Annotated in this window: 23 protein-coding genes; 13 read left to right on the top strand and 10 right to left on the bottom strand. The window is 68.5% G+C overall.

All coding sequences use genetic code 11. The features are described from left to right. Positions 1–117: 117 nt before the first annotated feature. Both AC2YHA_RS11470 and AC2YHA_RS11465 read left to right on the top strand, forming a co-directional pair. Positions 118–534: a GtrA family protein gene (locus AC2YHA_RS11470; protein ID WP_487401601.1), complete on the top strand. Its 417-nt coding sequence runs from the start codon at positions 118–120 to the stop codon at positions 532–534. Position 535: 1 nt separating this feature from the next. Continuing rightward, entirely contained in the window at positions 536–1,276 is a 741-nt protein-coding gene (locus AC2YHA_RS11465; protein WP_233785132.1) for a class I SAM-dependent methyltransferase, read from the top strand. Here the strand turns inward: AC2YHA_RS11465 and AC2YHA_RS11460 are convergent. Then, the gene (locus AC2YHA_RS11460; protein WP_487401600.1) at positions 1,198–2,232 is read right to left on the bottom strand and encodes a glycosyltransferase family 2 protein; all 1,035 of its coding nucleotides are present in this window, start codon (positions 2,230–2,232) and stop codon (positions 1,198–1,200) included. The genes AC2YHA_RS11465 and AC2YHA_RS11460 overlap by 79 nt on opposite strands. Positions 2,233–2,371: 139 nt before the next feature. Between AC2YHA_RS11460 and AC2YHA_RS11455 the strand changes: the two genes are divergently transcribed. Both AC2YHA_RS11455 and AC2YHA_RS11450 read left to right on the top strand, forming a co-directional pair. Further along, the gene (locus tag AC2YHA_RS11455; RefSeq protein WP_487401599.1) at positions 2,372–4,600 is read left to right on the top strand and encodes a TonB-dependent hemoglobin/transferrin/lactoferrin family receptor; all 2,229 of its coding nucleotides are present in this window, start codon (positions 2,372–2,374) and stop codon (positions 4,598–4,600) included. A gap of 11 nt (positions 4,601–4,611) precedes the next feature. Further along, a complete protein-coding gene (locus AC2YHA_RS11450; RefSeq protein WP_487401598.1) occupies positions 4,612–5,589 on the top strand; it encodes a DUF6607 family protein in 978 nt (325 codons plus the stop codon). Positions 5,590–6,148: 559 nt separating this feature from the next. On the opposite strand, the gene AC2YHA_RS11445 is transcribed toward AC2YHA_RS11450, so the two are convergent. The 4 genes from AC2YHA_RS11445 to AC2YHA_RS11430 all read right to left on the bottom strand — a co-directional run bounded on the left by AC2YHA_RS11445 (position 6,149) and on the right by AC2YHA_RS11430 (position 9,884). After that, positions 6,149–6,904, bottom strand: coding sequence for an exonuclease domain-containing protein (locus AC2YHA_RS11445; RefSeq protein ID WP_487401597.1), 756 nt, complete (start codon positions 6,902–6,904; stop codon positions 6,149–6,151). Positions 6,905–7,154: 250 nt separating this feature from the next. Further along, positions 7,155–8,537 carry a phosphoglucomutase/phosphomannomutase PgmG gene (gene pgmG / locus AC2YHA_RS11440; protein ID WP_487401596.1) on the bottom strand — a complete coding sequence of 461 codons (1,383 nt, stop codon included), beginning with the start codon at positions 8,535–8,537 and terminating at the stop codon, positions 7,155–7,157. A 298-nt stretch (positions 8,538–8,835) separates the two neighbouring features. Further along, the gene (locus AC2YHA_RS11435) at positions 8,836–9,093 is read right to left on the bottom strand and encodes a J domain-containing protein (protein WP_487401595.1); all 258 of its coding nucleotides are present in this window, start codon (positions 9,091–9,093) and stop codon (positions 8,836–8,838) included. Then, positions 9,090–9,884, bottom strand: coding sequence for a division plane positioning ATPase MipZ (locus AC2YHA_RS11430; protein WP_406693824.1), 795 nt, complete (start codon positions 9,882–9,884; stop codon positions 9,090–9,092). The genes AC2YHA_RS11435 and AC2YHA_RS11430 overlap by 4 nt, the downstream gene beginning before the upstream one ends. 86 nt (positions 9,885–9,970) lie before the next feature. On the opposite strand from AC2YHA_RS11430, the gene panC reads away from it, so the two are divergent. After that, positions 9,971–10,819, top strand: a complete 849-nt coding sequence (gene panC, locus AC2YHA_RS11425) for a pantoate--beta-alanine ligase (protein ID WP_487401594.1) — start codon at positions 9,971–9,973, stop codon at positions 10,817–10,819. 72 nt (positions 10,820–10,891) lie between these two features. Continuing rightward, positions 10,892–11,188: a hypothetical protein gene (locus tag AC2YHA_RS11420; protein ID WP_487401593.1), complete on the top strand. Its 297-nt coding sequence runs from the start codon at positions 10,892–10,894 to the stop codon at positions 11,186–11,188. Positions 11,189–11,279: 91 nt separating this feature from the next. Here the strand turns inward: AC2YHA_RS11420 and topA are convergent, their stop codons facing one another. Next, positions 11,280–13,802 carry a type I DNA topoisomerase gene (gene topA, locus AC2YHA_RS11415; protein WP_487401592.1) on the bottom strand — a complete coding sequence of 841 codons (2,523 nt, stop codon included), beginning with the start codon at positions 13,800–13,802 and terminating at the stop codon, positions 11,280–11,282. Positions 13,803–13,948: 146 nt separating this feature from the next. On the opposite strand from topA, the gene AC2YHA_RS11410 reads away from it, so the two are divergent. Continuing rightward, complete coding sequence (locus tag AC2YHA_RS11410; RefSeq protein ID WP_233785143.1) at positions 13,949–14,437, top strand: hypothetical protein; 489 nt, start codon at positions 13,949–13,951, stop codon at positions 14,435–14,437. Between the two features lie 176 nt (positions 14,438–14,613). On the opposite strand, the gene dprA is transcribed toward AC2YHA_RS11410, so the two are convergent. Together dprA and plsY are read right to left on the bottom strand one after the other, a co-directional pair. Further along, entirely contained in the window at positions 14,614–15,702 is a 1,089-nt protein-coding gene (dprA, locus tag AC2YHA_RS11405) for a DNA-processing protein DprA (RefSeq protein ID WP_487401591.1), read from the bottom strand. Further along, positions 15,695–16,318 (bottom strand): glycerol-3-phosphate 1-O-acyltransferase PlsY, encoded by a 624-nt coding sequence (gene plsY, locus AC2YHA_RS11400; RefSeq protein ID WP_233785145.1) that lies wholly within the window; start codon positions 16,316–16,318, stop codon positions 15,695–15,697. The genes dprA and plsY overlap by 8 nt, the downstream gene beginning before the upstream one ends. A 110-nt stretch (positions 16,319–16,428) precedes the next feature. Here plsY and murI point away from each other — a divergent pair, with 110 nt between their 5' ends. Beyond that, complete coding sequence (gene murI, locus AC2YHA_RS11395) at positions 16,429–17,226, top strand: glutamate racemase (RefSeq protein WP_487401590.1); 798 nt, start codon at positions 16,429–16,431, stop codon at positions 17,224–17,226. A 113-nt stretch (positions 17,227–17,339) separates the two neighbouring features. On the opposite strand, the gene AC2YHA_RS11390 is transcribed toward murI, so the two are convergent. Then, the gene (locus AC2YHA_RS11390) at positions 17,340–17,519 is read right to left on the bottom strand and encodes a hypothetical protein (protein ID WP_233785147.1); all 180 of its coding nucleotides are present in this window, start codon (positions 17,517–17,519) and stop codon (positions 17,340–17,342) included. Positions 17,520–17,714: 195 nt separating this feature from the next. Here AC2YHA_RS11390 and hemA point away from each other — a divergent pair, with 195 nt between their 5' ends. Next, entirely contained in the window at positions 17,715–18,959 is a 1,245-nt protein-coding gene (hemA, locus tag AC2YHA_RS11385) for a 5-aminolevulinate synthase (RefSeq protein ID WP_233785148.1), read from the top strand. 156 nt (positions 18,960–19,115) lie between these two features. Here hemA and bla read toward each other — a convergent pair whose 3' ends face one another. Beyond that, positions 19,116–20,024 (bottom strand): class A beta-lactamase, encoded by a 909-nt coding sequence (gene bla, locus AC2YHA_RS11380; RefSeq protein WP_487401589.1) that lies wholly within the window; start codon positions 20,022–20,024, stop codon positions 19,116–19,118. A gap of 102 nt (positions 20,025–20,126) precedes the next feature. Here bla and AC2YHA_RS11375 point away from each other — a divergent pair, with 102 nt between their 5' ends. The 4 genes from AC2YHA_RS11375 to AC2YHA_RS11360 all read left to right on the top strand — a co-directional run bounded on the left by AC2YHA_RS11375 (position 20,127) and on the right by AC2YHA_RS11360 (position 24,956). Beyond that, the gene (locus tag AC2YHA_RS11375; protein WP_487401588.1) at positions 20,127–21,002 is read left to right on the top strand and encodes a LysR substrate-binding domain-containing protein; all 876 of its coding nucleotides are present in this window, start codon (positions 20,127–20,129) and stop codon (positions 21,000–21,002) included. A 122-nt stretch (positions 21,003–21,124) separates the two neighbouring features. Beyond that, on the top strand, positions 21,125–22,021 hold the full coding sequence (galU, locus tag AC2YHA_RS11370; RefSeq protein WP_233785151.1) for a UTP--glucose-1-phosphate uridylyltransferase GalU: 897 nt from the start codon (positions 21,125–21,127) through the stop codon (positions 22,019–22,021). 29 nt (positions 22,022–22,050) lie between these two features. After that, positions 22,051–23,394 (top strand): UDP-glucose dehydrogenase family protein, encoded by a 1,344-nt coding sequence (locus AC2YHA_RS11365; protein WP_487401587.1) that lies wholly within the window; start codon positions 22,051–22,053, stop codon positions 23,392–23,394. 152 nt (positions 23,395–23,546) lie between these two features. Further along, positions 23,547–24,956 (top strand): glycoside hydrolase family 16 protein, encoded by a 1,410-nt coding sequence (locus AC2YHA_RS11360; protein WP_487401586.1) that lies wholly within the window; start codon positions 23,547–23,549, stop codon positions 24,954–24,956. Positions 24,957–24,980: the final 24 nt, after the last annotated feature.

The following is a 24,980-nucleotide window of genomic DNA, read 5'->3' as shown; positions in this document are numbered from 1 at the left end:
GCGCCCCCAACCACCGTTCGCCCTGAGCTTGTCGAAGGGCCGCCTTTCACCTTTCCGGCGAAAAAGAAAAGGGCGGCCCTTCGACAAGCTCAGGGCGAACGGGTCTGGGAGTGGCAAGTGGTTTCCAAAGCTCTCGATCATCTCAACGCTAACACCGTCCTCGGCCAGCTCGTGCGCTATGCGATCACGGGGGGCGGGATCACGCTGCTGGGCGCAGCGCTCTACACCGGGCTGGTGCTCGCTAGCGCAATCCATCCGCAGCTTGCGATGTTCGCCGCCTATGTGGTTTGCGTGGTGGTCGGTTATGTGCTCCACAGCCGGTGGAGTTTCCGCGGGCACGGCAATCGTGACAATGTGGCCCGCACGACCTTACGCTTCTTCGTCGTCAGCCTGGTGAGCTATGGCCTCAATGCCTTCTGGACCTGGTTCTGCATCAACGCCCTGCATCTGCCGGAGTGGACGCCGGTCGTGCCGCTCTTGTTCGTGACGCCGCTCGCCACCTTCGCGCTCAACCGCAACTGGGTGTTCGGCTGACATGGAACGCGTAGTCTACGATCGCATGGCGGCGCACGACTCCACCCATTGGTGGTATCGGGCGCGGCGCGACATCCTCGCCGATTACCTGACCCGCTACGGCGGCTTGTCGCAGGATGCGCGGGTGCTGGAGATCGGCTGCGGCACCGGGCACAACCTGCCGATGCTGGCGCGCTTCGGCGAGGTCGACGCGATCGAGATCGACGCGGCTGCCCGCGACATCGCCAGCCAGCGGCTCGGCAAGCCGGTGGGCGAGGCGCCGCTGCCCGAGCTCACGGGTGTGGCGCCGGCGAGCTACGATCTGATCGCCGTTCTCGACGTGGTCGAGCATATCGACGACGACGTCGGTGCGCTTCGGGGCATGGCCGAGCGGCTGAAGCCCGGCGGCAAGATCCTGATCACCGTGCCCGCGCACCAATGGATGTGGAGCGCGCACGACGTGGTGAACCACCACAAGCGCCGATATTCCAAGGCGACGCTCGATGCCGCGATCCGCGCGGCGGGGCTGACGCACAATGGCCTGCGCTACTTCAACTCGCTGCTGTTCCCGGCGGCGGTGGCGGCGCGCGGGGTCGGCAGGCTCACCGGCAAGGACGACAGCGACGATTCGCCCCCGCCCGGCCCCGTCAACGCGCTGTTCGAGACGATCTTCCGCCTCGAGCGTCACCTGGTCGGGCGCGTGCCCTTGCCGCCGGGGCTGTCGATCATCACGCTGGCGTCGGTGCCGTCCTCCGACCGATAACCGAGCGTCGCGCGGCCCTGGATCGGGCCTGCGACATCGGCGACGAGATAGAGCGGCCGCCGCTTCGATTCGACGTAGAGCCGGCCGAGATATTCGCCGATCATGCCGAGCACGAACATCTGCACCGCGCCCAGGAACAGCACGACCAGCATGGTCGAGGTCCAGCCCTGCACGGTCCGGCCCATCAGGAAGCTGATCACAACATAGACCAGCACGATCAGCGTCGCCCCCGTCAGCGCCAGCCCGACATGGCTGGCGAAGCGCAGCGGCGCGGTCGAGAAGCCGGTGACGGCATCGAGCGCGAAGCGGACCATCTTGCCGAGGGGGTATTTGGTTTCCCCTGCCAGCCGCTCGGCGCGGTCGTAGACGAAGGGCACCTGGCGGAAGCCGACCCAGGCGACCATGCCGCGGATGAACCGCGCCTGCTCGGGCAACGACAGGAAGGCGTCGAGCGCCCGCCGGCTCATCAGCCGGAAATCGCCGGTGTCGAGCGGGATCGGCGTGTCGGTGATGCGGTCGAGCATGCGGTAGAAGACGGCGGCGGTGAGCTTCTTGAAGAAGGTCTCGCCCTCGCGCTTGCGGCGCACCGCATAGACGACGTCGGCGCCCTCCGCCGCCATGGTCGCGCGCATGTCGGCGAGCAGCTCGGGCGGATCCTGCAGGTCGGCGTCGATGATCAGGATCTGCTCGCCGGCGCACAGGTCCAGCCCGGCGGTGAGCGCAAGCTGATGGCCGTGGTTGCGCGACAGGTTGATCGCGACGAGCCGCGGGTCGGCGGCCGCGAGCCGCTGCATCACCGCCCAGCTGCCGTCGCGCGAGCCGTCGTTGACCAGCACGATCTCATGATCGTCGCCGACCGCCGCCCTGGCGGCGGCGGAGACGCGCGCGTGCAGCGCCTCGAGACAGCGTTCCTCATTGTAGCAGGGGACGACGACGGAGAGCTTCGGCCGCTTCATGGCGGCGCTCCTTAGCCGGTTGCGACGGGCACGTCACCGTATCGATTCGCATATGGCACGAAGCGGCATTGACGCCCGCCGTCGCCGCTCCTAAGCGACATGCAAATGCGAGTCACTCGCGTTAGCAAAAGGGGCAAGGATGAAACGGAACGTCTGGTTGGCCGGCGCGGCAATGATGGCCGTCGCATGGGCGGTGCCGGCACTGGCCCGCGCGCCGGAGGCAAAAGGGGGCGTGGTCGCGGCGGAGGATTCGTCCGCCGCGACCACGGATCGGCCTGCCTCCTCGGACTCGGATAGTCAGACGATCACCGTCACCGCGACCCGGCTGCCGGTTCCGGTCGAGGACGCACCGGCGACGGTGACGGTGATTGGCGCCGAACGCATCGCCGACGAGCTCGCGACCGACATCAAGGACCTCGTCCGGTTCGAGCCCGGCATCAGCGTCCCCCGCCAGCCGGCGCGCTTCTCAGCCGCGGGCAGCTCTGTCGGCCGCGCCGGCAACGAGGGCTTCACCATCCGCGGCATCGGCGGCAACCGCGTGCTGATCCAGGTCGACGGCGTGCGCGTGCCGGACGGGTTCAGCTTCGGTCCGCAGGCGACCGGGCGGGGGGACTATGTCGACCTTGGCCTCATCAAGTCGGTTGAGATCCTGCGCGGTCCCGCCTCGGCGCTTTATGGCAGCGATGGCCTCGCCGGCGCGGTGAGCTTCACCACCAGCGATCCGGCCGATTTCTTGGAGAGCGGCAAGAGCGTCGGCGGCCTGGTGCGGGCGAGCTATGCGAGCGCCGACGATGAGTTTGCCGAGACGGCGATCGTCGCGGGTCGCAGCGGCAGCTGGTCGGCGATGGCTGCCTATACGCGCCGGGACTTCCATGAGCTCGACAACAAGGGGACGAACGATTCGACCGGTGCCGCGCGGACGACGCCGAACCCGCAGGACGGACGCAGCAACGCGGCGCTCGCGCGGATCGTCTATCAGGCGGGCGGGCATCGGTTGCGGCTGACCGGCGAATATTTCGACAGCCGACTGTTCACCGACGTGCTGTCCGGCCTCAGCTCGACGGTCGAACTGCTGCAGGGCCGCGATACCAGCGAGCGCAAGCGCGTCGCGCTCGACTGGAGCTGGGATGGTGCAGGTGCGATCGAGTTCGCGCGGCTTGCCGGCTTCTGGCAGGATTCGGACGACGTCCAGTTCACCGACGAGGATCGCATCCCCCTCGCCGATCGCGAGCGGCGGAACACCTTCGAGAACCGCGTCTACGGCGCTTCTGGGGAGGTGCGGATCGGTTTCGAGACGGGCGGTCTCCGGCATCGGGTGGTGTTCGGCGGCGACCTCAGCTTCACCCGCCAGAAGGGCCTGCGCGACGGCGTGGTGCCGCCCGCCGGCGAGACCTTCCCGACCCGCGCCTTCCCGGTGACCGACTATATGCTGGCCGGTCTGTTCCTCACCGACGAGATCACCGCGGGGCCGGTCGCGCTCTATCCGGCGCTGCGCTTCGACGCCTACGACCTCGATCCCACCGACGATCCGCTGCTGCCGGCCTTCGCCGGCGCCAAGCAGGACGGATCACGGCTGTCGCCCAAGATCGGCGCGGTGGTGAAGCTCACCGACGGTATCCGTCTGTTCGCCAACTATGCCCAGGGCTTCAAGGCGCCCGAGCCGAGCCAGGTGAACAACTTCTTCGCCAATCCGGCGGTCGGCTACACCAGCATCCCCAATCCCGACCTCAGGCCCGAGACCAGCCGGAGCTACGAGGCCGGCGTGCGCGTGACCGGCGGCGCAGTCTCGGTCGATCTCACCGGCTTCCACGCCGACTATCGGAACTTCATCGAGCAGGTGGAGACCACCGGTCTGCCCGGCCCGAGCCCAACGAACCCGTGGATCTACCAATGGGTCAACCGGGGCCGTGTGAAGATCGATGGGGCGGAGGCACGGATCGAGGCGCGGCCGGCGCGGGGCGTCACGGCATCGCTCGCTGCCTCCTACGCCGTCGGTGATGCGATCGACCCCGACGGCGTGCGTACGCCGCTCCAATCGATCGATCCGATGAAGGTGGTGGCGGGCCTCGGCTACGATCACGCCGATCGGCGCTTCGGTGGCCGGTTCAGCGTCACCTATGCCGGGCAGAAGGAAGCGCGGCGGGCGTGCAGCCAGTGCTTCACCGGCGTCGAGCGCTTCGTCCTCGACCTCACCGCCTATGCGCGGCTGACGGAGGCGCTCACGCTGCGCGGCGGCGTCTTCAATATCACCGACGAGAAATATTGGTGGTGGAGCGACATCCGCGGCCTCGCGGCCAGCTCGCCGATCAAGGACGCCTATTCCCAGCCGGGACGCAACGGCAGCGTCTCGCTCAGCTTCCGCTTCTGATGGAGATCGTGATGATCCGCACCTTTATGGCAGGCGCCCTGTTCGCTGCCCTCACCACCCAGCCTGCCCTCGCCGACGGTCCGGTCAAGCCGCGCGCCGCCGAGGCCGAGGCCGCCTCGTTCGAGGCCGACCGCCGCGACATCCTGGCGATGGCGGGCAACTACAAGGTCAGGTTCGACATGCAGGAGACCACGCCGTGGCGGACCGACTATACGCCGATCCCGCCCAAGGTCTCCGGCGGGTTCGAGGCGGTGCGGGTGGTCGAGGACACCGGGCGCGTGATCCGGCTCCAGCACCTGCTGGTGGTCGACGCCGGCGGCAAGCCGATGGTGATCAAGCACTGGCGCCAGGACTGGGAATATGAGCCGGCGCGGGTGCTGGTCTATTCGGGGCCGGGCAGCTGGAGCTGGGAGGCGGTGCCGGAGGCGATGCGCAAGGGCCGCTGGTCGCAGACGGTGTACCAGGTCGACGATTCGCCGCGCTACGGCGGCTGGGGCCAGTGGACGACCGAGGCCGGCGTCCGCCGCTGGCGCTCCAACTGGACGTGGCGTCCGCTCGCCCGGCGCGACGCGGTCCGGCATCCGGTCTATGACCGCTATTACGGCATCAACCGCCACCAGCCGACGCCTACGGGCTGGATCCACTGGCAGGACAACACCAAGATGGGCACGAAGGACGGCAAGCTCGTCGCCTTCGTCCAGGAATCGGTGCTCAACAGCTACACGCGGAGCGACGGCTTCGACGTGAAGGCGGCGGATGATTACTGGGCTTCGACCAAGGGATATTGGGCGGCGATCCGCAGCGAATGGGCCCGGGTCGGCGAGGCCCGGAACGGCATCCGCGTCGCCGAGCAGGCCAAGACCGGCACCGCCATCGCCGGCCGCCTGCTCGCGCTCGCCGACGAGGTCCAGCAGGGCAAGACCAGCGAGGCGAAGGCGGTCGAAGCCGGCCGCGCGCTGATCGACCAGGCGACGGGGGCGACGGGATAGGGACGCCGCTCGATCGAGCATCTATTCCACCGCTTCGTCATCGCGGCTTCGCCGGGAGGAGGGGCGGCAAGATGAGGCTCCGGCCACCATCGCGCCATCGTCCTATCCGCGACCAGGGGTCGGTGGCGACAGGTGCTGAAACCCGCAGAAATCCGTCGAAGGTCACGAAAGTCATAGGTAGACGAGACCTGTGACTTTCGTGATATATTGTTACATGAAGGTCGCGAAAGAATCGACCGGATCGACACCGGTCGCGCGAGTCATTCGCGTGCGCGTACCCAGCCGCGATGGCGGGGGTCTCTACGAATGAGAAAGAGCCGGTCCGCTAGGCTGTCAGGCGAAATCCTACATTGCAAGAGAGATGCTGTCGGTCTCGCTGTTCGGCGTCGAGACTGCCTCAGCAAATCCTCCCCCGCCAGGGGGAGGTGTCAGTTCCCGCGAAGGCGGGGACTGACGGAGGGGGAGGACAGCGACAAATTATCGGCGTGCTTCCTCCCCCTCCGTCACGCTTCGCGTGCCACCTCCCCCTGGCGGGGGAGGATTTATGTCGATCCCGCCGCTACAGCAGCAGCTCTTGCGCGGTCGCCGGGCCGATCGCACCGCCGCCGCGCCTCCGGGCGAGCTCGGTCTCGGCGGTGAAGCGGATGTCGGGGTCGCGGTCGCTGAGGAAGGCGTAGAGCGATTCATTGTCGATCTCGCGCCATTCCTTGCCGCGGTCGGGGCCGTAGCGGACGCGCGGCAGCAGGCCCGGCTCGTTCGACCATTGGATGAGCTGGGCGACCGACGCCTCGTTCAGCATATCTCGCAGGTGGTGGGCGGTGACATAGGCGTCGGGGAAGGCGCGGTGGGCGGGCAGGCCGCGCTCGTGGACCAGGCCGTGGGGCCTGCGCCAGTAGCGGAGCAGCTGGTTGGAGAAACCCGGCGAATCCGGCCACAGCCTGAGGGCGCATTTCCAGGTGCAGATCCATTCGGCGCCGTGCGTCAGCGCTGGCGTGCAGAATAGCTGCTCGAAGCTCGCCCGGTGCGCGGCGAGCGCGACGCGGCGCGGCCAGGGATCGAGGATCGGCCGGGCGACGTCGTGCCACCAGGGCGCGTCGGCGACGTCCTCGTCGCGGATGTGGTGCACCGCCATGGTGACCGGCGGGATCGGCCGGCCGGGATTGACCAGCCTGCTCCCGCCCTCGCCATGAAGCTCCCAGCGGCCATCCTCGCCGAGCGCCACGTCCTGCCAGCCGACCTCGCACACGCCATGGGTGGGAGGGGCATTGCCGGTGGTCTCGAGGTCGATGACGCGGATGATGGACGGGGAGGGCATCGCCCCTATGTGGGGCCGGCGGCGACGCGGCACCACCCCAAAAAGCCCTCTCCTCTGCACGCGGGAGAAGGGAGGATTTCGGCCCTTCCTTCTTCGTCACCCCGGCCTTGTGCCGGGGTCCACCGGGAGGCAAGGACTAGGCAAGAGGTTCCAGCGTCTCCTGCGAGGCTGGGTGGACCCCGGCACAAGGCTGGGGTGACGGTTGGGAGTTGAGCCGGAGAAGGCCCGGAGCTTCGAATATCGACCGATTCTAGTGCGCCGCCTGGGGGCCGCGCTTGACGCCGCTGAGCGCGAGCTGCTCGTCGATCTGGGCCATCAGCCGGTCGAGACCCTCCTGCGTCTTCGCCTCGGCGCGGGCGACCAGCACGTCCTGGGTGTTCGAGGCGCGCAGCAGCCACCAGCCGTCGGGGGTGGTCACGCGCGCGCCGTCGGTGCGGTTGACGTTCGCGCCCGCCGCCTCGAGCCGGTCGAGCACCTCGTCGACCACCGCGAACTTGCGGCTCTCGTCGATCTGGAAGCGCATCTCGGGGGTGTTGACGAACACCGGCATCGCGCCGCGGATCTCGGTCAGCGACTTGCCGATCATGTGCACCGCGCGGATCAGCCGGACCGCGGCGTACTGCGCGTCGTCGAAGCCGTAATAGTCGTGCGCGAAGAAGATATGGCCGCTCATCTCGCCCGCCAGCGGCGCGCCGGTCTCCTTCATCTTGGTCTTGATGAGGCTGTGGCCGGTCTTCCACATCAGCGGCTGGCCGCCCAATTCGGCGATGCGGTCGTACAGCATCTGCGACGCCTTCACGTCGGCGATGATCGTCGATCCGGGCAGCTCCTTCAGCACAGGTTCCGCCAAAATGGAGAGAAGCTGATCGCCCCAGATCACGCGGCCTTCGCCGTCGATCGCGCCGATCCGGTCGCCGTCGCCATCGAGGGCGATACCGAAATCGAGCTTCTTGTCCGCGACGAGCGCCCGGAGATCGGCGAGGTTCTTTTCCTCGGTGGGATCGGGATGATGGTTGGGGAAATTGCCGTCCACGTCGGTGAACAGCGTGTGGTGCTCACCCGGGAGCAGCTTCACCAGCTTCTCGATCACCGGGCCGGCGGCGCCGTTGCCGGCGTCCCAGCCGATGCGGTAGGCGCCGCCCGAATAGCCGGCGAAGAGGCGGCCGACGTAATCGTCCAGGATGTCGGCATCGGTGACGGTACCGGAGCCCTCGTCCCAGTCGCCCTCCGCCGCCATGCGCCCGAGGTGCTGGATGTCCTCGCCGAAAAACGGGCGGTGCTGCAGCACCATCTTGAAGCCATTGTAATCGGCGGGATTATGGCTGCCGGTTATCTGTATGCCGCCGTCCACCTCTAGCGTGGCTTCGGCGTAGTAGAGCATCGGCGTCGGCCCGAGCCCGACGCGGACCACGTCGACGCCGCTCGCGGTGAGGCCGGCAACCAGCGCCGTCTCCAGCTCGACCGAGGAGACGCGGCCGTCGCGGCCGACCGCGACGCGCGTGCCGCCGGCGCGGCGGACCAATGTGGCGAAGCCGCGGCCGATCGCGTTGGCGTCGGCCGGACCGAGCGTCTTTCCGACGATGCCGCGGATGTCATATTCACGGAGCGACGTGGGGTCGAAACGGTGCGTCATGATACCTCCCGATGGGTCGCCCGCCTAAAGCGCGAGGGCGCCGGAAGTTGCAATGGCGATACGATTTATGTTGCGCTGCGGCGCGACGGACGGTGCCGGAAATCCCGCGGAAAACCGTCGAAGGTCACGAAGGTCATGGTTGGACGGGGCCGTGCGACGGGCGCGAAAGTGAAGGGAGGCGCGTTGCATTCGTTCACTTTGCTCCACTTATCGTCGCGACACCGCGAACCAAGCAGAGCAAATCCTATTAGGGAAGCGGTTTGTTGGCCCTTCAGATCCTCCCCGTGCCGGGGAGGATTTAAGCCTTTAGCCGCCGCAGCAGCACGTCGCGGGCGGCGTTGATGCGGCGGGTGAGCTCGGCCGAGCCGCCCTTGTCGGGGTGGACGGCGCTCACCAGGCGGCGGTGCGCGGTGCGGACCTCGTCGGCGGTGGCGTCCGGCCCGAGACCGAGGATCGCGCGGGCTTCGGCGATGTCGGGCAGCGGTTTGCGTGCCGGCTTGCGGATATACCACCAGATCGCGCCGACGATCAGTGCGGCGACGAGCAGCTTGCTCATGCGGCGAACAGCGGCATCGCCGGCTCGGGGAGGGCGAGGCCGGCCATCATCTCGCGCAGCTCCTGCCGCGCGGCGACATGCGCCAGCCCCATCTCGCCGAACGCGCGCGAATCGAGCATGGTGAGGCCCTGGGGGAAGAGCTCGCGGTAGATGACGCGCTCGCTGAGGCCGGGGATCACGCGGAAGCCGACGCGCTTGGAGAGCTGGTCGATCGCCTCCGACACGCGGCGCATGTTGCGCGCCTCGATATGCTGGAGGCGGTTGCGCAGCACCACCCAGTCGATCGTCGCGCCATCGGCCTTGGCGCGGGTCTTGCGCGCTTCCCAGATCAGCTCGGAATAGAAGCTGGGGCGGGTGACCTTGAACGTGTCGGGGTCGACCTGGCCGATCAGGTCGAAATCGACGAAGCTGTCGTTCATCGGCGTGACCAAGGTGTCGGCGTTGGTCGCGGCCATGCGGGCGAAGCGGTCGTCGCGGCCCGGCGTGTCGATCACCAGGAAGTCGGCGTCCGCTCCCAATCGCTCGAGCGCTTGCTGGAACTTGACCAGGCTTTCGCCGTCATGGGTCTCGTGCACCGGGATCGGCAGGTCCTGGCCGGTGCGGCGGATGGTCGCGGCGCGATTGTCCAGATAGCGGCCGAGCGTGCGCTGGCGATGGTCGAGATCGAACGCGGCGACCCGCGCGCCGCGCGCAGCAAGCGCGATCGCGGTATGAACCGCGGTCGTCGACTTGCCCGTCCCGCCCTTTTCGTTGGCGAAGACGATGACGTGTACTCCAGAACCGTCCGCCAAGACGCCTGATTCCCCTGCTTGATCGCCGTCGGCACCCCCCATAGAAGGCCGCGCTTTCTCAGCGCTTTATCGAAGGGCCAAACTCCGTGCAAACCATCCGTCGCGTCGCCGATCTTCGGACCGAGATCGCCGCCTGGCGCGACGCCGGCGAGCGGGTCGCGCTGGTGCCGACGATGGGTGCGCTCCACGCCGGCCATATGGCGCTGGTCGCCGAGGCGAAGCGGCTGGCGAAGCGCGTGGTGGTGTCGATCTTCGTCAATCCAAAGCAGTTCGGGCCGAACGAGGATCTCGACAAATATCCCCGCCGCGAGGCGGCCGACGCGCGGATGCTGGGCGATGCCGGGGTCGACCTGTTGTGGATGCCGACCGTGGAGGAGATGTATCCGGCGGGCTTCGCCACCAACGTGTCGGTCGCGGGGGTGAGCGAAGGGCTCGACGGCGCCGCGCGGCCTGGTCACTTCGACGGGGTGGCGACGGTGGTGAGCAAGCTGTTCAACCAGGTCCGTCCCGACGTCGCGCTGTTCGGAGAGAAGGATTTCCAGCAGCTCGCGGTGATCCGGCGGATGGTGGCCGATCTCGACATGGGGCTGGAGATCGTCGGCGTGCCGACCCAGCGCGACGACGATGGGTTGGCGCTGTCGTCGCGCAATGCGTACCTCGCGCCCGAGGATCGCGCCGCGGCGGTGGCGCTGCCGCGTGCGCTGGGGGCGGCGGCGAAGGCGATCGGCGAGGGCGGCGATGCCGAGGCGGCGCTGGCGCAGGCGCGCGAGGCGCTGAGCGCGGCGGGCTTCGCGATCGACTATGTCGCGCTGGTCGATGCCGAGACATTGGGCGAGCCCGACCCGGCCCGGCCGATGCGGCTGCTGGCGGCGGCGCGGATCGGGGGCACGCGCCTCATCGACAATGTCGCGGTCGTGGTGAACGGACAGGGTTAACCCCGTTAACCATTTGGTGACGCCGCCGGTTGCAGAACCCCTGGTCGGAGAGAAAGACCAAGGGGAGCAATCATGGGTCAGAGTCTCACGAGTGCGAATTTCCTGATCGAGAGCCGGCTGGTCCAGGCCGCGCGCGGCAACGTCCGCGCCTGCTTCGAGCTGGGAATGGCCTATTCGAGCGGTGCCGAGGGGGTCGACGTCGACCTGATCGAGGCGCACAAATGGTTCAACCTGGCGGCGATGCAGGGCAACACCCGCGCGCAGGAGTGCCGCGCCGAGATCGCCGAGGACATGACCGCGCGCGAAGTCGCCGAGGCGCAGAAGGCGGCGCGGGCGTGGCTGCAGCTGACGACGCGGCTGGCGGCCTGATTCCCTGCTCGTGCTCCTGCGAAGGCAGGAGCCGTGGCCGCTGACGTGTCGCTTGAGGCCAAGGCTCCTGCCTTCGCAGGAGCACCGGACTCTACTTCTTCTTCGCCGCCTTCTTGGCCGGGACCTTCTTCTTCGCTCCCGCCCTGCCCTTCTTCGCCGGCGCCGCGGCGGCGCGGGCGTCGATGAGCTGGGCGGCTTCCTCAAGCGTCAGCTGGTCCTTGTCGACCGACTTGGGCAGCGTCGCGTTGGTGGTGCCGTCGGTGACATAGGCGCCGTAGCGGCCGTCCATCAGCTTGATCTCCGCCTCGGTGCGCGGATGCTTGCCCAGCACCTTGAGCGGCTCGCGGGCGGCGCCGCGTGCGGGTCGGCCGCCGTTCGCCGCCGCCTCCGCCAGCTTGACCACCGCCGCGTTCATGCCGGTCTCGAACACCTCGGCGGTCGATGACAGGCGGGCGTATTTGCCGTCGTGGGCGAGATAGGGGCCATAGCGGCCGATCGACGCCGTGATCGGGTTGCCGGTCTCCGGATGGTTCCCGATCGTGCGCGGCAGCGACAGCAGCTTCAGCGCCATTTCGAGCTCGACCGGCTCGGGGACATCCTTGGGGATGGAGGCGCGCTTGGCGTCCTTGCCCTCGCCGAGCTGGAGATAAGGGCCGAACCGTCCGGCGCGGCGTGACACCTCCAGCCCGGTGTCGGGATCGGTGCCGAGGTTGTCGGGGCCGCTGTCCTCGCCCGACGCGCCACCCGGCTGGGCGAAGCGGCGGGTGTATTTGCACTCGGGATAGTTGGAGCAGGCGACGAAGGCGCCGAACCGCCCGCCGCGCAGCGACAGCCGGCCCACGCCGCAATTGGGGCAAAGGCGCGGATCGGTGCCGTCGGCCTTGGCCGGGAAGAGATAAGGCTCGAGGAATTCGTCGAGCGCGGCGGTGATTTCGCTCGGCTGGCGCTCCTTCACCTCTTCGGTGCGCGGCTTGAAGTCGCGCCAGAAGGCGTCGAGCACCGCCTGCCACTCGGCGCGGCCGCCCGAGATGTCGTCGAGCTCCTCCTCCAGGCCGGCGGTGAAGTCGTAGCTCACGTATTTCTCGAAGAAGCGTTCGAGGAAGGCGGTCAGCAGCCGGCCCGATTCCTCGGCATAGAAGCGGTTCTTCTCGACGCGGACATAGGCGCGGTCCTTGAGGACCTGGATGATCGACGCGTAGGTCGAGGGACGGCCGATGCCGAGCTCCTCCAGCCTTTTCACCAGCGACGCCTCCGAGAAGCGGGGCGGCGGCTGGGTGAAATGCTGCTCGGCGGTGACGCCGGTCTTGGCCGGCGCGTCGCCGGTGCGGAGCAGGGGAAGGCGGCGCGAATCCTCATCGTCGCTGTCGTCGCGGCCTTCCTCGTAGAGCGCGAGATAGCCGGGGAAGAGCACGACCTGGCCGGTCGCGCGCAGCACGGTGCGGCCGGTGCCGTCCTCGAGGTCGATCGTGGTGCGCTCGAGCCGCGCCGAGGCCATCTGGCTCGCGAGCGCGCGCTTCCAGATCAGGTCGTAGAGCCGGGCGTGGTCGCCGCTGCCGGCCTTGTCGCGGCCGAAATCGGTCGGGCGGATCGCCTCGTGCGCTTCCTGGGCGTTCTTGGCCTTGGTCTGGTACTGGCGCGGCTTCTCGGGGACGTAGTGGCCCGAGTAGCGCTCGGTCACCGCCTTGCGCGCCGCGTCGATCGCCGAGCCGTCCATCTGGACGCCGTCGGTCCGCATGTAGGTGATCAGCCCGTCCTCGTAGAGCGCCTGGGCGATCCGCATCGTGTGGCTCGCCGAGAAGCCCAATTTGCGCGCCGCCTCCTGCTGCAGGGTCGAGGTGGTGAAGGGCGGCGGCGGGTTGCGGGTCGCCGGCTTGGTCTCGACGCTGGCGACGGTGAAGCGCCCGGCCTCGACATCGGCCCTGGCGCGTTCGGCCGTGCCCTGGTCGCCGATCGCCAGGCGGTCGAGCTTGTTGCCCTCCCAGGTGGTGAGGCGCGCGGTGAAGGCGGTGCCGTCGTGCTCGAACGCGGCCTCGACCGACCAATATTCCTGGGCGCGGAACGCCTCGATCTCGCGGTCGCGGTCGACGATCAGGCGGAGCGCGACCGATTGGACGCGGCCAGCCGACTTGGCGCCGGGCAGCTTGCGCCACAGCACCGGCGACAGGGTGAAACCGACGAGGTAATCGAGCGCGCGGCGGGCGCGATAGGCGTCGATCAGGTCGATATCGAGATCGCGCGGATGCTCCATCGCGGTCAGGATCGCCGGCTTGGTGATGGCGTTGAAGGTGACGCGCTCGACGTCCTTGGGCAGCGCCTTGCGGTTCCTTAGCACCTCGCGGACATGCCAGCTGATCGCCTCGCCCTCGCGGTCGGGGTCGGTGGCGAGGATCAGCCGGTCGGCCTTCTTGGCTTCGTCGGCGATCGCCTTCAGCTGCTTGGTCTTGTCGGCGTAGGTCTCCCACTCCATCGCGAAGCCCTGGTCGGGATCGACCGAGCCGTCCTTGGCCGGCAGGTCGCGGACATGGCCGTAGGAGGCGAGGACGCGATAGTCCTTGCCGAGGTATTTCTCGATGGTCTTGGCCTTGGCGGGCGATTCGACGATGACGAGCTGCATGGGCTTCTGTTCGTGTCCCTTACGTGTACGCGCGAGGGTGGAGAGGCTCGGCGGGAGGCGTCAAGCGGGGAGCGTCAGGTGAGGGCGGCGCGCCGTTCCGTCAAGCCGGGCGGTTTCGGAACCGGGGGAGAATGATGCGGGGTCTGATGATCGTCGCGGCGTTGCTCGGCGCCCAGGCGGGCGAAAGGCTGGTCTGGCCGAAGGCGGACGGGTTCGTCGTCGCGCACCAGCAGGACAACGGCCGCACGAGCATCGAGGAGCAGGTGCCGAAGGGGGAGACCGTGGAGCAGTGGACGCGGATGATCACGACGCTCACCTTCGCCGGTCCGCTCGACCCCGCAGGATTCGCCGACCGCATGGCCGGCCTGTGGAGCCAGAGCTGCCCCGGGGCGAAGGCGGGTGCGCCGGTCTCCGGTGCGCGCGGCGTGGATATCCGGATTGACTGCCCGCTGAATCCGCAGACCGGCAAGCCGGAGACGATGTTCCAGCGGAGCGTTGCCGGCGAGAGCAAGCTCTATGTTCTTCAGGTCGCCTTCCGTTTGACACCGACGAAGGACCAGGCGGCCTGGGCCATGGCGCAGCTGGATCGCGCGACCTTGTGCCGCCTCGATTCGGTGGAGGCGGCCTGCCGCTAGGGCTTTAATCCTCCCCCGCCAGGGGGAGGGGGACCGCCGAAGGCGGTGGAGGGGGAGGACGGCAACCGCTATCGGCTCGCTTCCTCCCCCTCCGTCACGCTTCGCGTGCCACCTCCCCCTGGCGGGGGAGGATTGAAAAGGGCTGAGCTTCCTACGAAGCTGACGGTCGATCCGTCCTACGACGCGGGGAGGCTGACGCGGCCGCCGGCATGACGTTCGAGCCGGCCGGCGAGCTCCAGCTCCAGCAACAGGGTCTGCACGATGCCCGGCGCGAGGCCCGACTGGCGGACCAGCTCGTCGACCGCCACGGGCACCGGGCCCAGCAGCCCCGCGACGGCGCGGCGCTCGGCATCGGTCGGATCCGCGGCGGGGCCGGCATCGAACGGGCGCGACGGCGCGCGCACCGCGCGGGGGTCGATCGGGCGCACCGCTTCCAGGATGTCGGCGGCCGACTGCACCAGCGTGGCGCCCTCGCGGATCAGCAGGTTGCAGCCCTGCGCGCGCGGGTCGAGCGGGGAGCCGGGCACGGCCATCACCTCGCGCCCGGCCTCGGCGGCGATGCGGGCGGTGATCAGCGAACCCGAGCGTGGCGCCGCCTCCACTACCACCGTGCCGAGCGCGAGGCCGGCGATGATGCGGTTGCGGGAAGGGAAGTGGCGCGCGAGCGGCTCGGCGCCGGGCGGCTGCTCGGCGATCAGCAGGCCCTGGCGCGCGACCTCCTCCTGAAGCTCGGCATTTTCGGGCGGGAAGGCAATGTCGATGCCGCTGGCGATCACGCCGATCGTGCCGGTGGCGAGGCTCGCCCGGTGCGCGGCGGTGTCGACGCCGCGCGCGAGGCCCGAGACGATCACCGCGCCGGTCTGGCCGAGCTCGGCGGCGAGCCCGCGGGCGAAGCGGCAAGCGGCGGCGGAGGCGTTGCGTGCGCCGACCATCGCGATCACCGTGCGGGCGGCCAGCGCCCGCTCGCCGCGGACGATCAGCGCAGGCGGGGCGTTCTCGAGCTCGGCGAGGAGCGGGGGGTAATCATCGTCGTCGACGAACCAGTAACGGGCGCCGAGCCGCTCGACCGCCGCCATCTCGCGGGCGATCGTGCGCTCGTCGGGCAGCCGTGGCGCTTCGCCGCCGCCGCGGCGGGCGAGGGCCGGCAGCATCTCGATCGCCGCCTCGACCGAGCCGAAGCGGGCGACGAGTTGGCGATAGGTGACCGGGCCGACGCCGGGCGTGCGGATCAGGCGCAGCCTTGCCGCCGCGCTCGCCTCAGCCACGCGCCTCGGTTTTGGTCTTGGATCCGCCGACCCTGGGCTCGGTGCCGGAGAGCAGGCGGTCGATGTTGTCGCGGTGTTTCCACAGCACGATCAGCGCCAGCGCGATCAGCAGGAACACCTCGTCGAAGCGGCCGAACACCGCGGCGCTGACCGGCGCGCTCACCGCCGCCGCCATGCCGGCGACCGAGGAGATGCGCAGCGCCGCGAGCAGCCCGAGCCATACAGCCGCATAGACGAGGCCGCATGGCCAGTAGAGCGCGAGCACGATGCCCATCAGCGTCGCCACGCCCTTGCCGCCCTTGAAGCCGAGCCACACGGGGTAGCAATGGCCGACGAAAGCGGCGGCCGCGGCGAGCAGCTCGTCGCCCGGCCAGATCATGTGGACGATCCAGACCGCGGCGAAACCCTTCAGCGCATCGAGCAGCAGCGTCGCCGCGGCGAGGCCCTTGCGGCCGGTGCGCAGCACGTTGGTCGCACCGATGTTGCCCGAGCCGATCTGGCGCAGGTCGCCCGCTCCGGCGAGTCGCGTCAGCACCACGCCGAACGGGATCGAGCCCAGCAGATAGCCGAGCAGCAGCGCGCCGAGCGGCGGTATCCAGACGATTTCCGCGGCCATTGTCCCCTGTTCCCGCGGCGAAGGTAGGGGGCTCCCGTCAGCGGCGCAATAATCCCGATCATCTATTTGATATTTGACGGCGCGGCGACGCTGCGCGAAGCGGCGCGGCGATGAGCGATACCCGTCCCCTGCTGTTCTTCGATTCGGGCGTGGGCGGGCTTTCCGTGCTGGCGCCGACCCGCGCGCTGCTGCCGCGCGCGCCGCTGGTCTATGTCGCGGATTCGGCGGGATTCCCCTATGGGACGCGCAGCGAGAGCGAGATCGCGGCGCGGGTGCCGGCGCTGCTCGGGCGGCTCGCCGAGCGCTACGACCCGCGGCTGATCGTGATCGCGTGCAACACCGCCTCGACGATCGCGCTGGCGGCGGTGCGCGCGGCGCTCGATCTGCCGATCGTCGGCACCGTGCCCGCGATCAAGCCCGCCGCCGCGATGAGCCTGACGCGGGCGATCGGCGTGCTCGGCACCGACGCGACGGTGCGCCAGCCCTATGTCGACGATCTCGCGGCGCGCTTCGCCGCCGATTGCCTGGTGCTGCGCCACGGTTCGGCCGAGCTGGTCGAGCTGGCCGAGGCGAAGCTCAGGGGCGAGACGACCGATCCCGCCGCCTATGCGCGCGTGCTGGACGGTTTGTTCGGCCAGCCGGGCGGCGAGCGCATCGACGTGATCGTCAACGCCTGCACCCATTTCCCGCTGGTCGAGGAGGAGCTGACGGCGGCCGCGCCGCGCCCGGTGCGTTTCGTCGACGGAGGGCCGGGAATCGCGCGCCGCATCGCGCACCTGACCGAGGGGCAGGATTGGCCCGAGACCGCCGGCGAGGGGCTGGCGGTGTTCACGCGGCTCGACGATCGCGCGCGGAGCCTGGCGCCGGCGCTGGCGCGCTACGGGCTCGGCAGGGTGGCGGAGCTTTAGGGGCGCTTCGGTGCTCCTGCGAAAGCAGGAGCCCGGGCCGCAAGCGATCCGCCCGTGATCCATGGCTCCTGCCTTCGCAGGAGCACGATCGAAGTTGTTTCGAGGATGAAGCGTCAGGCCGCCGCTGACGGGGCCGGCGGATCGTTGGGGACCATCAGTCGGGCCAGCTGGGCATAGCGATCGGCAAGTTCGAGATGCAGCCGGCGCGTCATCATGTCGCCGCAGCTCTCCGCCACGGCGCGCTCCTGCGCCTCGCGGCGACGGTAATAGGCCAGGTCCAATCCGTTCGTCATGCTACCACTCCCATCGCGATCAGGGAGAGAGACAGCCACTCGCTTGTCGCGGGGCGTGCCGCGCGACTCGACTCGGTTTGTCGCGATGTGGATAACCTAGCATAATCTGCGGGAAAGGTATTGTTCTGAAGCAGGGCGCCCTGGGGCAAATTGTCCGCTGGTCCCTGCGCGCCGGCTGCGGTAGAGGGGCGGGCCATGAACGACGAGAAACTGGGCGCCCGCAAGGTCGATTATTCGCGGGTCTTCACGCAGGCGATCGACCGGCTTCATGCCGAGGGGCGCTACCGTGTGTTCATCGACATCCTGCGCAACAAGGGCATGTTCCCCAACGCGCGCTGCTTCGCCGGACACAATGGGCCGAAGCCGATCACCGTGTGGTGCTCCAACGACTATCTCGCGATGGGCCAGCATCCCAAGGTGATCGCGGCGATGGAGGAGGCGCTGCACGACGTCGGCGCCGGCTCCGGCGGCACGCGCAACATCGGCGGCAACACGCATTACCATATCGATCTCGAGGCCGAGCTCGCCGATCTGCACGGCAAGGAAGGCGCGCTCCTGTTCACCTCGGGCTATGTCTCGAACGAGGCGACGCTGTCGACGCTGGCCAAGGTGCTGCCGGGCTGCATCATCTATTCGGACGAATTGAACCACGCCTCGATGATCGCCGGCATCCGCAACTCGGGCTGCGAGAAGCGGGTGTGGCGGCACAACGACCTCGCGCACCTCGAGGAACTGCTCGCCGCCGACGATCCCGAGACGCCCAAGCTGATCGCGTTCGAGAGCGTCTATTCGATGGACGGGGACATCGCGCCGATCGCGGCGATCTGCGACCTCGCCGACCGCTACAATGCGCTGACCTACCTCGACGAGGTCCATGCGGTCGGCATGTATGGCTCGCACGGCGGCGGCATCTCGGAGCGCGATGCGGTGGCCGACCGGGTGACGATCATCGAGGGCACGCTGGGCAAGGCGTTCGGGGTGATGGGCGGCTATATCGCCGCCGACCAGACGATCGTCGACGTGATCAGAAGCTACGCGCCGGGGTTCATCTTCACCACCTCGCTGTCGCCGGTGCTGGTCGCCGGCGCGCTGGCGAGCGTGCGGCACCTCAAGGAGTCGAGCGTCGAGCGCGAGGGGCAGCAGGCGGCCGCCGCGGAGCTGAAGGCGATGATGGCCGAGGTGGGGCTGCCCGTGATGAACTCGGTCACGCACATCGTGCCGCTGATGGTCGGCGATCCGGTCAAGGCCAAGCGGATCAGCGACATTCTGCTCGCCGAGTATGGGGTGTACGTCCAACCGATCAACTATCCGACCGTGCCGCGGGGGACCGAGCGGCTGCGCTTCACCCCCGGACCGACGCATGACACCGCGATGATGCGCGAGCTGGTCGATGCGCTGGTCGAGATCTGGGGACGGCTGGAGTTGCGGCTGGCGGCTTAGGCTCTTTCCGATCCTCCCCCGCCAGGGGGAGGTGGCACGCGAAGCGTGACGGAGGGGGCGGAAGCACGCCGATAGTTTGTCGCCGACCTCCCCCTCCGTCAGTCCCCGCCTTCGCGGGGACTGACACCTCCCCCTGGCGGAGGAGGATTAAGGATTTCAGGCGGCGATCGCGCTTCCATTCACCGCCGAAGCGATCGCCCGCGCCACCGCGGCGTGGGTGGCCGCGAGGGCGTCGGAACTCGCCGTGCTGCCGCTGAGATAGGACGTCACCAGGATCGGCGGCCGCCCGTTCGGCAACAGCAGGCCGATGTCGTTGTTGCTGCCGCGCTGGCCCGTGCCGGTCTTGTCGGCGACGCGCCAGCCGCGGGGCACGCCGGCGCGCAGGCGCGTCGCGCCGGTGCGGCTCGCCAGCATCCAACCCGTCAGCGTGCGGCGCGAGGCGGGCGTCAGCACGCGGCCGAGCGTCAGCGCGCGGAGCGACCGCAGCATCGCCAGCGGGCTGGTGGAGTCGCGCGGGTCGCCCGGAATCGCGTCGTTGAGGATCGGTTCGTAGCGGTCGATCCTGGTCACATCGTCGCCGAGCGCGCGCACGAAGCGCGTCAGACCGGCCGGACCGCCGATCACCGGCAGCAGCAGGTTGGCAGCGGCATTGTCGCTGGTGGTCATCGTCGCGTGGCAGAGCTCGGCGAGCGTCATCGCGCGGCCGACGTTCCGCTCCGTCACCGGCGAGTTGCCGAGGATGTCGGCGCGACGCACCGTCAGCGTCCGGTTCATCTTGAGCCGCCCCGCGTCGGCCGCGTGGAGCACCGCGCCGCTCAAAAGAAATTTGAAGGTGCTGCACAGCGCGAAACGCTCGTCACCGCGATGGGCGAAACGGCGGCCGCTGTGGGTGTCGAGCACCGCCAGGCCCAGCCGGCCGCCGGTCCGACCCTCGATCCGGCGGATCGCTTCGGCGAAGGATTGCCCGCCGAAATCGGCGGTCTTCTGCGCCAGCCCCACTCGAACATCGATCAGCGTGATCGCCGCAAGCCCACCCATTCCCAACAGCATCTCACGCCGGTCCATCGTCTTCGCCTCCCTTGTCGATGCCGCAAGGATGTCGGCTGGCCGGCGGGCGCGCAAACGATCATAACTGGACCGAGCCACTCAAAAAATTGGGGTCTGTGAATGGATCGCTCTCAATTGCCGCTCAATGCCCTGCGCGCCTTCGAGGCGGCGGCGCGGCATTTGAGTCTTACCCGTGCGGGACTGGAGCTCTGCGTCAGCCAGGCGGCGGTCAGCCACCAGGTCAACCGGCTGGAGGACGTGCTGGGCGTGCAGCTGTTCCACCGCCTGCCGCGCGGACTCGCGCTCACCGATGAGGGGGCGGCGCTGGTGCCGGTGCTGGCCGAGAGCTTCGACCGCATCTCGGCGCTGCTCGACCGCTATGCCGGCGGGCGGCTGCGTGAGGTGCTGACGGTGGGGGTGGTCGGCACCTTCGCGACCGGCTGGCTGCTGCCGCGCCTCGCCGAGTTCAACGCCGCGCACCCCTTCGTCGACCTGCGCATCCGGACCAACAACAATCGCGTCGATCTGGCGGGGGAGGGGCTCGATTACGCGATTCGCTTCGGCGACGGCGCCTGGCACGGGGTCGAGGCCGATCCGTTGCTGGCCGCGCCGCTGACGCCGCTCTGCGCGCCGGCGATGGCGGAGCGAATCGCGCGAGTGGAGGATCTCGCGGGCGAGGTGCTGCTGCGTTCTTACCGGCCCGACGAATGGTCGCGCTGGTTCGACGCGGCCGGCGTGCCCTGTCCCACGCTGCATGGGCCGGTGTTCGATTCGTCGGTGACGACCGCCGCGGCGGCGATGGCGGGAAGCGGCGCCGCGCTGTTGCCGCCGGCGATGTTCGCGCCGGCGCTCGACCGCGGCGACCTGGTGCGGCCGTTCGCGCTGGAAGTGGAGACCGGCCGCTATTGGCTGACGCGGCTCAAGACCCGCGCCCCCGATCCGGCGATGCACGCGTTCCGCGACTGGCTGCTCATGTCGGTTAATCCGACGGGCTGAGTCGCCCGCGGCGTCTGTTTTCGCGAAAATACGGATCATCGGTGCCACCGGAACGGCGAGCCGAAATTGCGACGTCATGACGTAGAATTTATGCTGCATCGCAGCGACGGGAGGTATCCGTTATGAGTGCAAAACCGGTTCGTAAGGCTGTGTTCCCCGTGGGTGGCCTCGGCACCCGCTTCCTTCCAGCAACCAAGGCTATCCCCAAGGAAATGCTGCCGATCGTCGATCGGCCGCTGATCCAATATGCCGTCGACGAAGCGATCGAGGCGGGGATCGAGCAGATGATCTTCGTCACCGGCCGCGGCAAGGCGGCGATCGAGGATCACTTCGACATCGCCTTCGAGCTCGAGACGACGATGAGCGGGCGCGGCAAGTCGCTCGACATCCTGGGGCCGACGCGCCTCCGGCCGGGCGCGGTCACCTATGTCCGCCAGCAGGAGCCGTTGGGGCTCGGCCATGCGGTGTGGTGCGCGCGCGACGTGGTGGGCGACGAGCCGTTCGCCGTCCTCCTCGCCGACGACTTCATGGTCGGCAAACCGGGCTGCCTCAAGCAGATGATCGACGCCTACAACCGCGTCGGCGGCAACGTGATCTGCGCCGAGGTGGTCCCTGACGAGCATACGCACCGCTACGGCATCATCACGCCGGGCGCGGCCGACGGTCCGCTGACCGAGGTGAAGGGGCTGGTCGAGAAGCCGGCTCCGGGCACGGCGCCGTCGAACCTGTCGGTGATCGGCCGCTACATCCTCCAGCCCGAGGTGATGGGGATACTCTCCGGCCAGGAGAAGGGCGCGGGCGGCGAGATCCAGCTCACCGACGCGATGGCGCGGATGATCGGCGACCAGCCGTTCCATGGCCTGACCTTCGCCGGCACGCGGTATGACTGTGGGGACAAGGTCGGCTTTCTCCACGCCAACATGGCGATGGCGCTGTCGCGCGACGAGATGGCGGACGATGTCGAGCTGATCATGAACGAATTGCTCGAAGCACGGGTCGAGCCGCGTCGCGCGGCATAATTCAAACCATATATTAGAGGAGATTCACGATGCGGATCGTGATGATCGGGTCGGGTTACGTCGGCCTGGTGTCGGGCGCCTGCCTGGCGGATTTCGGGCATCAGGTCGTCTGCGTCGACAAGGACGTGGGCAAGGTCGCGCGGCTCAAGGGCGGCGAGATTCCGATCTATGAGCCCGGGCTCGACGAGCTGGTCGAGCGCAACGTCGCGGCGGGGCGCCTGTCCTTCTCGACCGAGCTGGCGGAGCCGGTCGAGCAGGCGGACGCAGTGTTCATCGCGGTCGGCACGCCGTCGCGGCGCGGCGACGGCCATGCCGACCTCTCCTATGTCTATGCCGCGGCCGCCGAGATGGCGCCGTCGCTCCGCGGCTTCACCGTGGTGGTGACCAAGTCGACCGTGCCGGTCGGCACCGGCGACGAGGTCGAGCGCATCCTGCGCGAGCACAACCCCGATGCCGAGGTCGCCGTCGCCTCCAACCCCGAGTTCCTGCGCGAGGGCGCGGCGATCCAGGACTTCAAGCGTCCCGACCGCATCGTCATCGGCATCGAGGACGATCGCGCGCGGCCGGTGATGGAGGAAGTCTATCGCCCGCTCTACCTCAACCATTCGCCGATCCTGTTCACCGGCCGGCGGACGAGCGAGCTAATCAAATATGCCGCCAACGCCTTCCTCGCGATGAAGATCACCTTCATCAACGAGGTCGCCGATTTGTGCGAGCAGGTCGGTGCCGATGTGCAGCAGGTGGCGCGCGGCATCGGTCTCGACAACCGCATCGGGTCCAAGTTCCTCCACGCCGGGCCGGGCTATGGCGGCTCGTGCTTCCCCAAGGATACGCTGGCGCTGGTCAAGACCGCCGAGGACGCCGGCACGCCGATCCGGCTGGTCGAGGCGACGGTGGCGGTCAACGACACGCGCAAGCGCGCGATGGGGCGCAAGGTGATCGCCGCCTGCGGCGGATCGGTGCGCGGGCGCAAGGTCGCGGTGCTGGGACTCACCTTCAAGCCCAATACCGACGACATGCGCGATGCGCCGAGCCTCGCGGTCATCCAGGCGCTCGAGGACGGCGGCGCGCAGGTCTGCGCCTTCGATCCCGAGGGCATGGCGGCGGCGCGGCCGCTGCTGCCGGGCACCGAGTTCGCCAACTCGCCCTATGAGGCGGCGAAGGATGCGGTGGCGCTGGTGATCGTCACCGAATGGGATGCGTTCCGCGCGCTCGACCTCCAGAAGCTGCGCGGCGTGATGGCGGGCGACGTGCTCGTCGACCTGCGCAACATCTATCGGCCGGAAGCGGTGACGGCCGCGGGCTTCACCTACACCGGCATCGGCCGGGCGGTGCAGCCGATCGCGGAGGAGCTCAGCGTGGCCGCGGAATGACCGCGGCCATTGCTATTATATCGTTACGCAGATGATGGCCGTAACGAAACAACTCATCGCAAAATTGTAAAATATTGTAAAATATTAACCAGTAAGCGGTTACATCCCTCGCGGGCGGACTCGACCGATCCGCCAGCAGCGGGGGATTTAACATGCGAAGCTACGTCCTGTGCTCGCTTGCGAGCACTCTCTCTCTTTGCGCGCTCGCCGGATGTGCCGGCGACGGCGATTCGACCACCACGACTGCGGCGGCCAAGACCGAAGGTCTGGTCGTCATCAACGAGCCGGTGACACCGGTTGCCACCACCGAGCCGACCGCCTCGGCGCCGACCGCGGCATCGACGCTGTCGGCGACGAGCGTGTCGACTACCAACGCCTTCGCGACCTTCGATTTCGCGAACGGCACCAGCCTGCCGGCCAAGGCGACCCTTTCGCTCGGATCCGCGGTATTCCGTCCGGGCGCAAGCGTGGCGAACGTGCCCGTCACGCTCGACCGGCCGACGCCCAACACGGTGATCGCGCGCGTCACCACCGTCAACGGATCGGGTACGACCAAGGCGGTCGCCGGCACCAACTATCGCACCGTCGACACCGTCGTGGTATTTCGGCCGGGCGATCCGCTGCGTCAGACCATCAGCGTGCCGATCGTGTCGGCGACCGCCGGTCAGCAATTCGCGGTGAAACTACGTGAGGCGCCGTGGGGCGCGAATCAGGGTACGTCCTGGGTGAGCGTCACCGCGAGCTCGTCCGCCGTGGCGACGGCGTCTGCGACCACCGGCTTCCGTGCGCCGCGCACCTTCAAGGCGACCGGCACGCTGCAATATGAGATGACCAGGGCGAAGATGTGGTGGACCGACACCGGCCATGACGATGCCTGGTCGACCCAGCTCCCGAACGGACGCGCGCAGCCGGCCAATGGCGAGACCGGCCTGTACCTCGATGGGTGGGTCTATCGGGACAAGGACATCGAGGCGCCGCTGCGCTACACCTGGAACGGCCTGGTGATGCACACGCAGAAGCTGAAGTCGCCGATCAGCTACAACGGCAAGAGCTACTATTACGGCTCGGTGGTGCTGAGCGGCCACAACACGCCGTCGACCCAGATCGGCTACGGCCAATACGAGTGGGTGGCGAAGATGCCGAGCCGTCGCGGTGCCTGGCCGGCGTTCTGGTTGATCTCCACCTCGGGCTGGCCGCCCGAGATCGATGTGTTCGAAGGCTTCGGCTACGAGAGCTATTGGGATTTCGACCGCTACATCGCGTCGACGATCCACGGCGGCGCCAATGCCGTGCGGACGTTCCAGCGCGGCTCGGTGATTCAGGCGGAGGCGGCCTATGGGCTGTCCGGCTTCTCGCAGGGCTTCCACAGCTATGCGGTCGACATCCAGCCCGACTATATCACCTGGTTCGTCGACGGGGTGGAGACCTATCAGAGCGTCAACCCGTTCAAGGGTTTCCGCTGGTATCCGATCATGGACGTCGCGGTGAAGACGACCAGCGCCTACGACGACGGCTCGGGCGACATGGTAGTCAAGGGCTTCCGCGCCTGGTCATCGTCCTGAGCGGAAGCGGTCCGACTCGCCGGC

This window comes from Sphingomonas sp. SRI_018, from assembly GCF_057586275.1.
This window is presented reverse-complemented; position numbering and strand designations above follow the sequence as displayed.

Excerpts from the sequence above, each read along its gene's own strand:
- galU (WP_233785151.1), top strand. The coding sequence starts at position 21,125 with ATGAGTGCAAAACCGGTTCGTAAGGCTGTGTTCCCCGTGGGTGGCCTC.
- AC2YHA_RS11410 (WP_233785143.1), top strand. The coding sequence starts at position 13,949 with ATGATCGTCGCGGCGTTGCTCGGCGCCCAGGCGGGCGAAAGGCTGGTC.
- AC2YHA_RS11450 (WP_487401598.1), top strand. The coding sequence starts at position 4,612 with ATGATCCGCACCTTTATGGCAGGCGCCCTGTTCGCTGCCCTCACCACC.
- topA (WP_487401592.1), bottom strand. The coding sequence starts at position 13,802 with ATGCAGCTCGTCATCGTCGAATCGCCCGCCAAGGCCAAGACCATCGAG.
- AC2YHA_RS11375 (WP_487401588.1), top strand. The coding sequence starts at position 20,127 with ATGGATCGCTCTCAATTGCCGCTCAATGCCCTGCGCGCCTTCGAGGCG.
- plsY (WP_233785145.1), bottom strand. The coding sequence starts at position 16,318 with ATGGCCGCGGAAATCGTCTGGATACCGCCGCTCGGCGCGCTGCTGCTC.
- hemA (WP_233785148.1), top strand. The coding sequence starts at position 17,715 with ATGAACGACGAGAAACTGGGCGCCCGCAAGGTCGATTATTCGCGGGTC.
- AC2YHA_RS11390 (WP_233785147.1), bottom strand. The coding sequence starts at position 17,519 with ATGACGAACGGATTGGACCTGGCCTATTACCGTCGCCGCGAGGCGCAG.
- murI (WP_487401590.1), top strand. The coding sequence starts at position 16,429 with ATGAGCGATACCCGTCCCCTGCTGTTCTTCGATTCGGGCGTGGGCGGG.
- AC2YHA_RS11420 (WP_487401593.1), top strand. The coding sequence starts at position 10,892 with ATGGGTCAGAGTCTCACGAGTGCGAATTTCCTGATCGAGAGCCGGCTG.
- AC2YHA_RS11435 (WP_487401595.1), bottom strand. The coding sequence starts at position 9,093 with ATGAGCAAGCTGCTCGTCGCCGCACTGATCGTCGGCGCGATCTGGTGG.
- AC2YHA_RS11460 (WP_487401600.1), bottom strand. The coding sequence starts at position 2,232 with ATGAAGCGGCCGAAGCTCTCCGTCGTCGTCCCCTGCTACAATGAGGAA.
- AC2YHA_RS11445 (WP_487401597.1), bottom strand. The coding sequence starts at position 6,904 with ATGCCCTCCCCGTCCATCATCCGCGTCATCGACCTCGAGACCACCGGC.
- AC2YHA_RS11365 (WP_487401587.1), top strand. The coding sequence starts at position 22,051 with ATGCGGATCGTGATGATCGGGTCGGGTTACGTCGGCCTGGTGTCGGGC.
- bla (WP_487401589.1), bottom strand. The coding sequence starts at position 20,024 with ATGGACCGGCGTGAGATGCTGTTGGGAATGGGTGGGCTTGCGGCGATC.
- AC2YHA_RS11360 (WP_487401586.1), top strand. The coding sequence starts at position 23,547 with ATGCGAAGCTACGTCCTGTGCTCGCTTGCGAGCACTCTCTCTCTTTGC.
- pgmG (WP_487401596.1), bottom strand. The coding sequence starts at position 8,537 with ATGACGCACCGTTTCGACCCCACGTCGCTCCGTGAATATGACATCCGC.
- AC2YHA_RS11465 (WP_233785132.1), top strand. The coding sequence starts at position 536 with ATGGAACGCGTAGTCTACGATCGCATGGCGGCGCACGACTCCACCCAT.
- AC2YHA_RS11455 (WP_487401599.1), top strand. The coding sequence starts at position 2,372 with ATGAAACGGAACGTCTGGTTGGCCGGCGCGGCAATGATGGCCGTCGCA.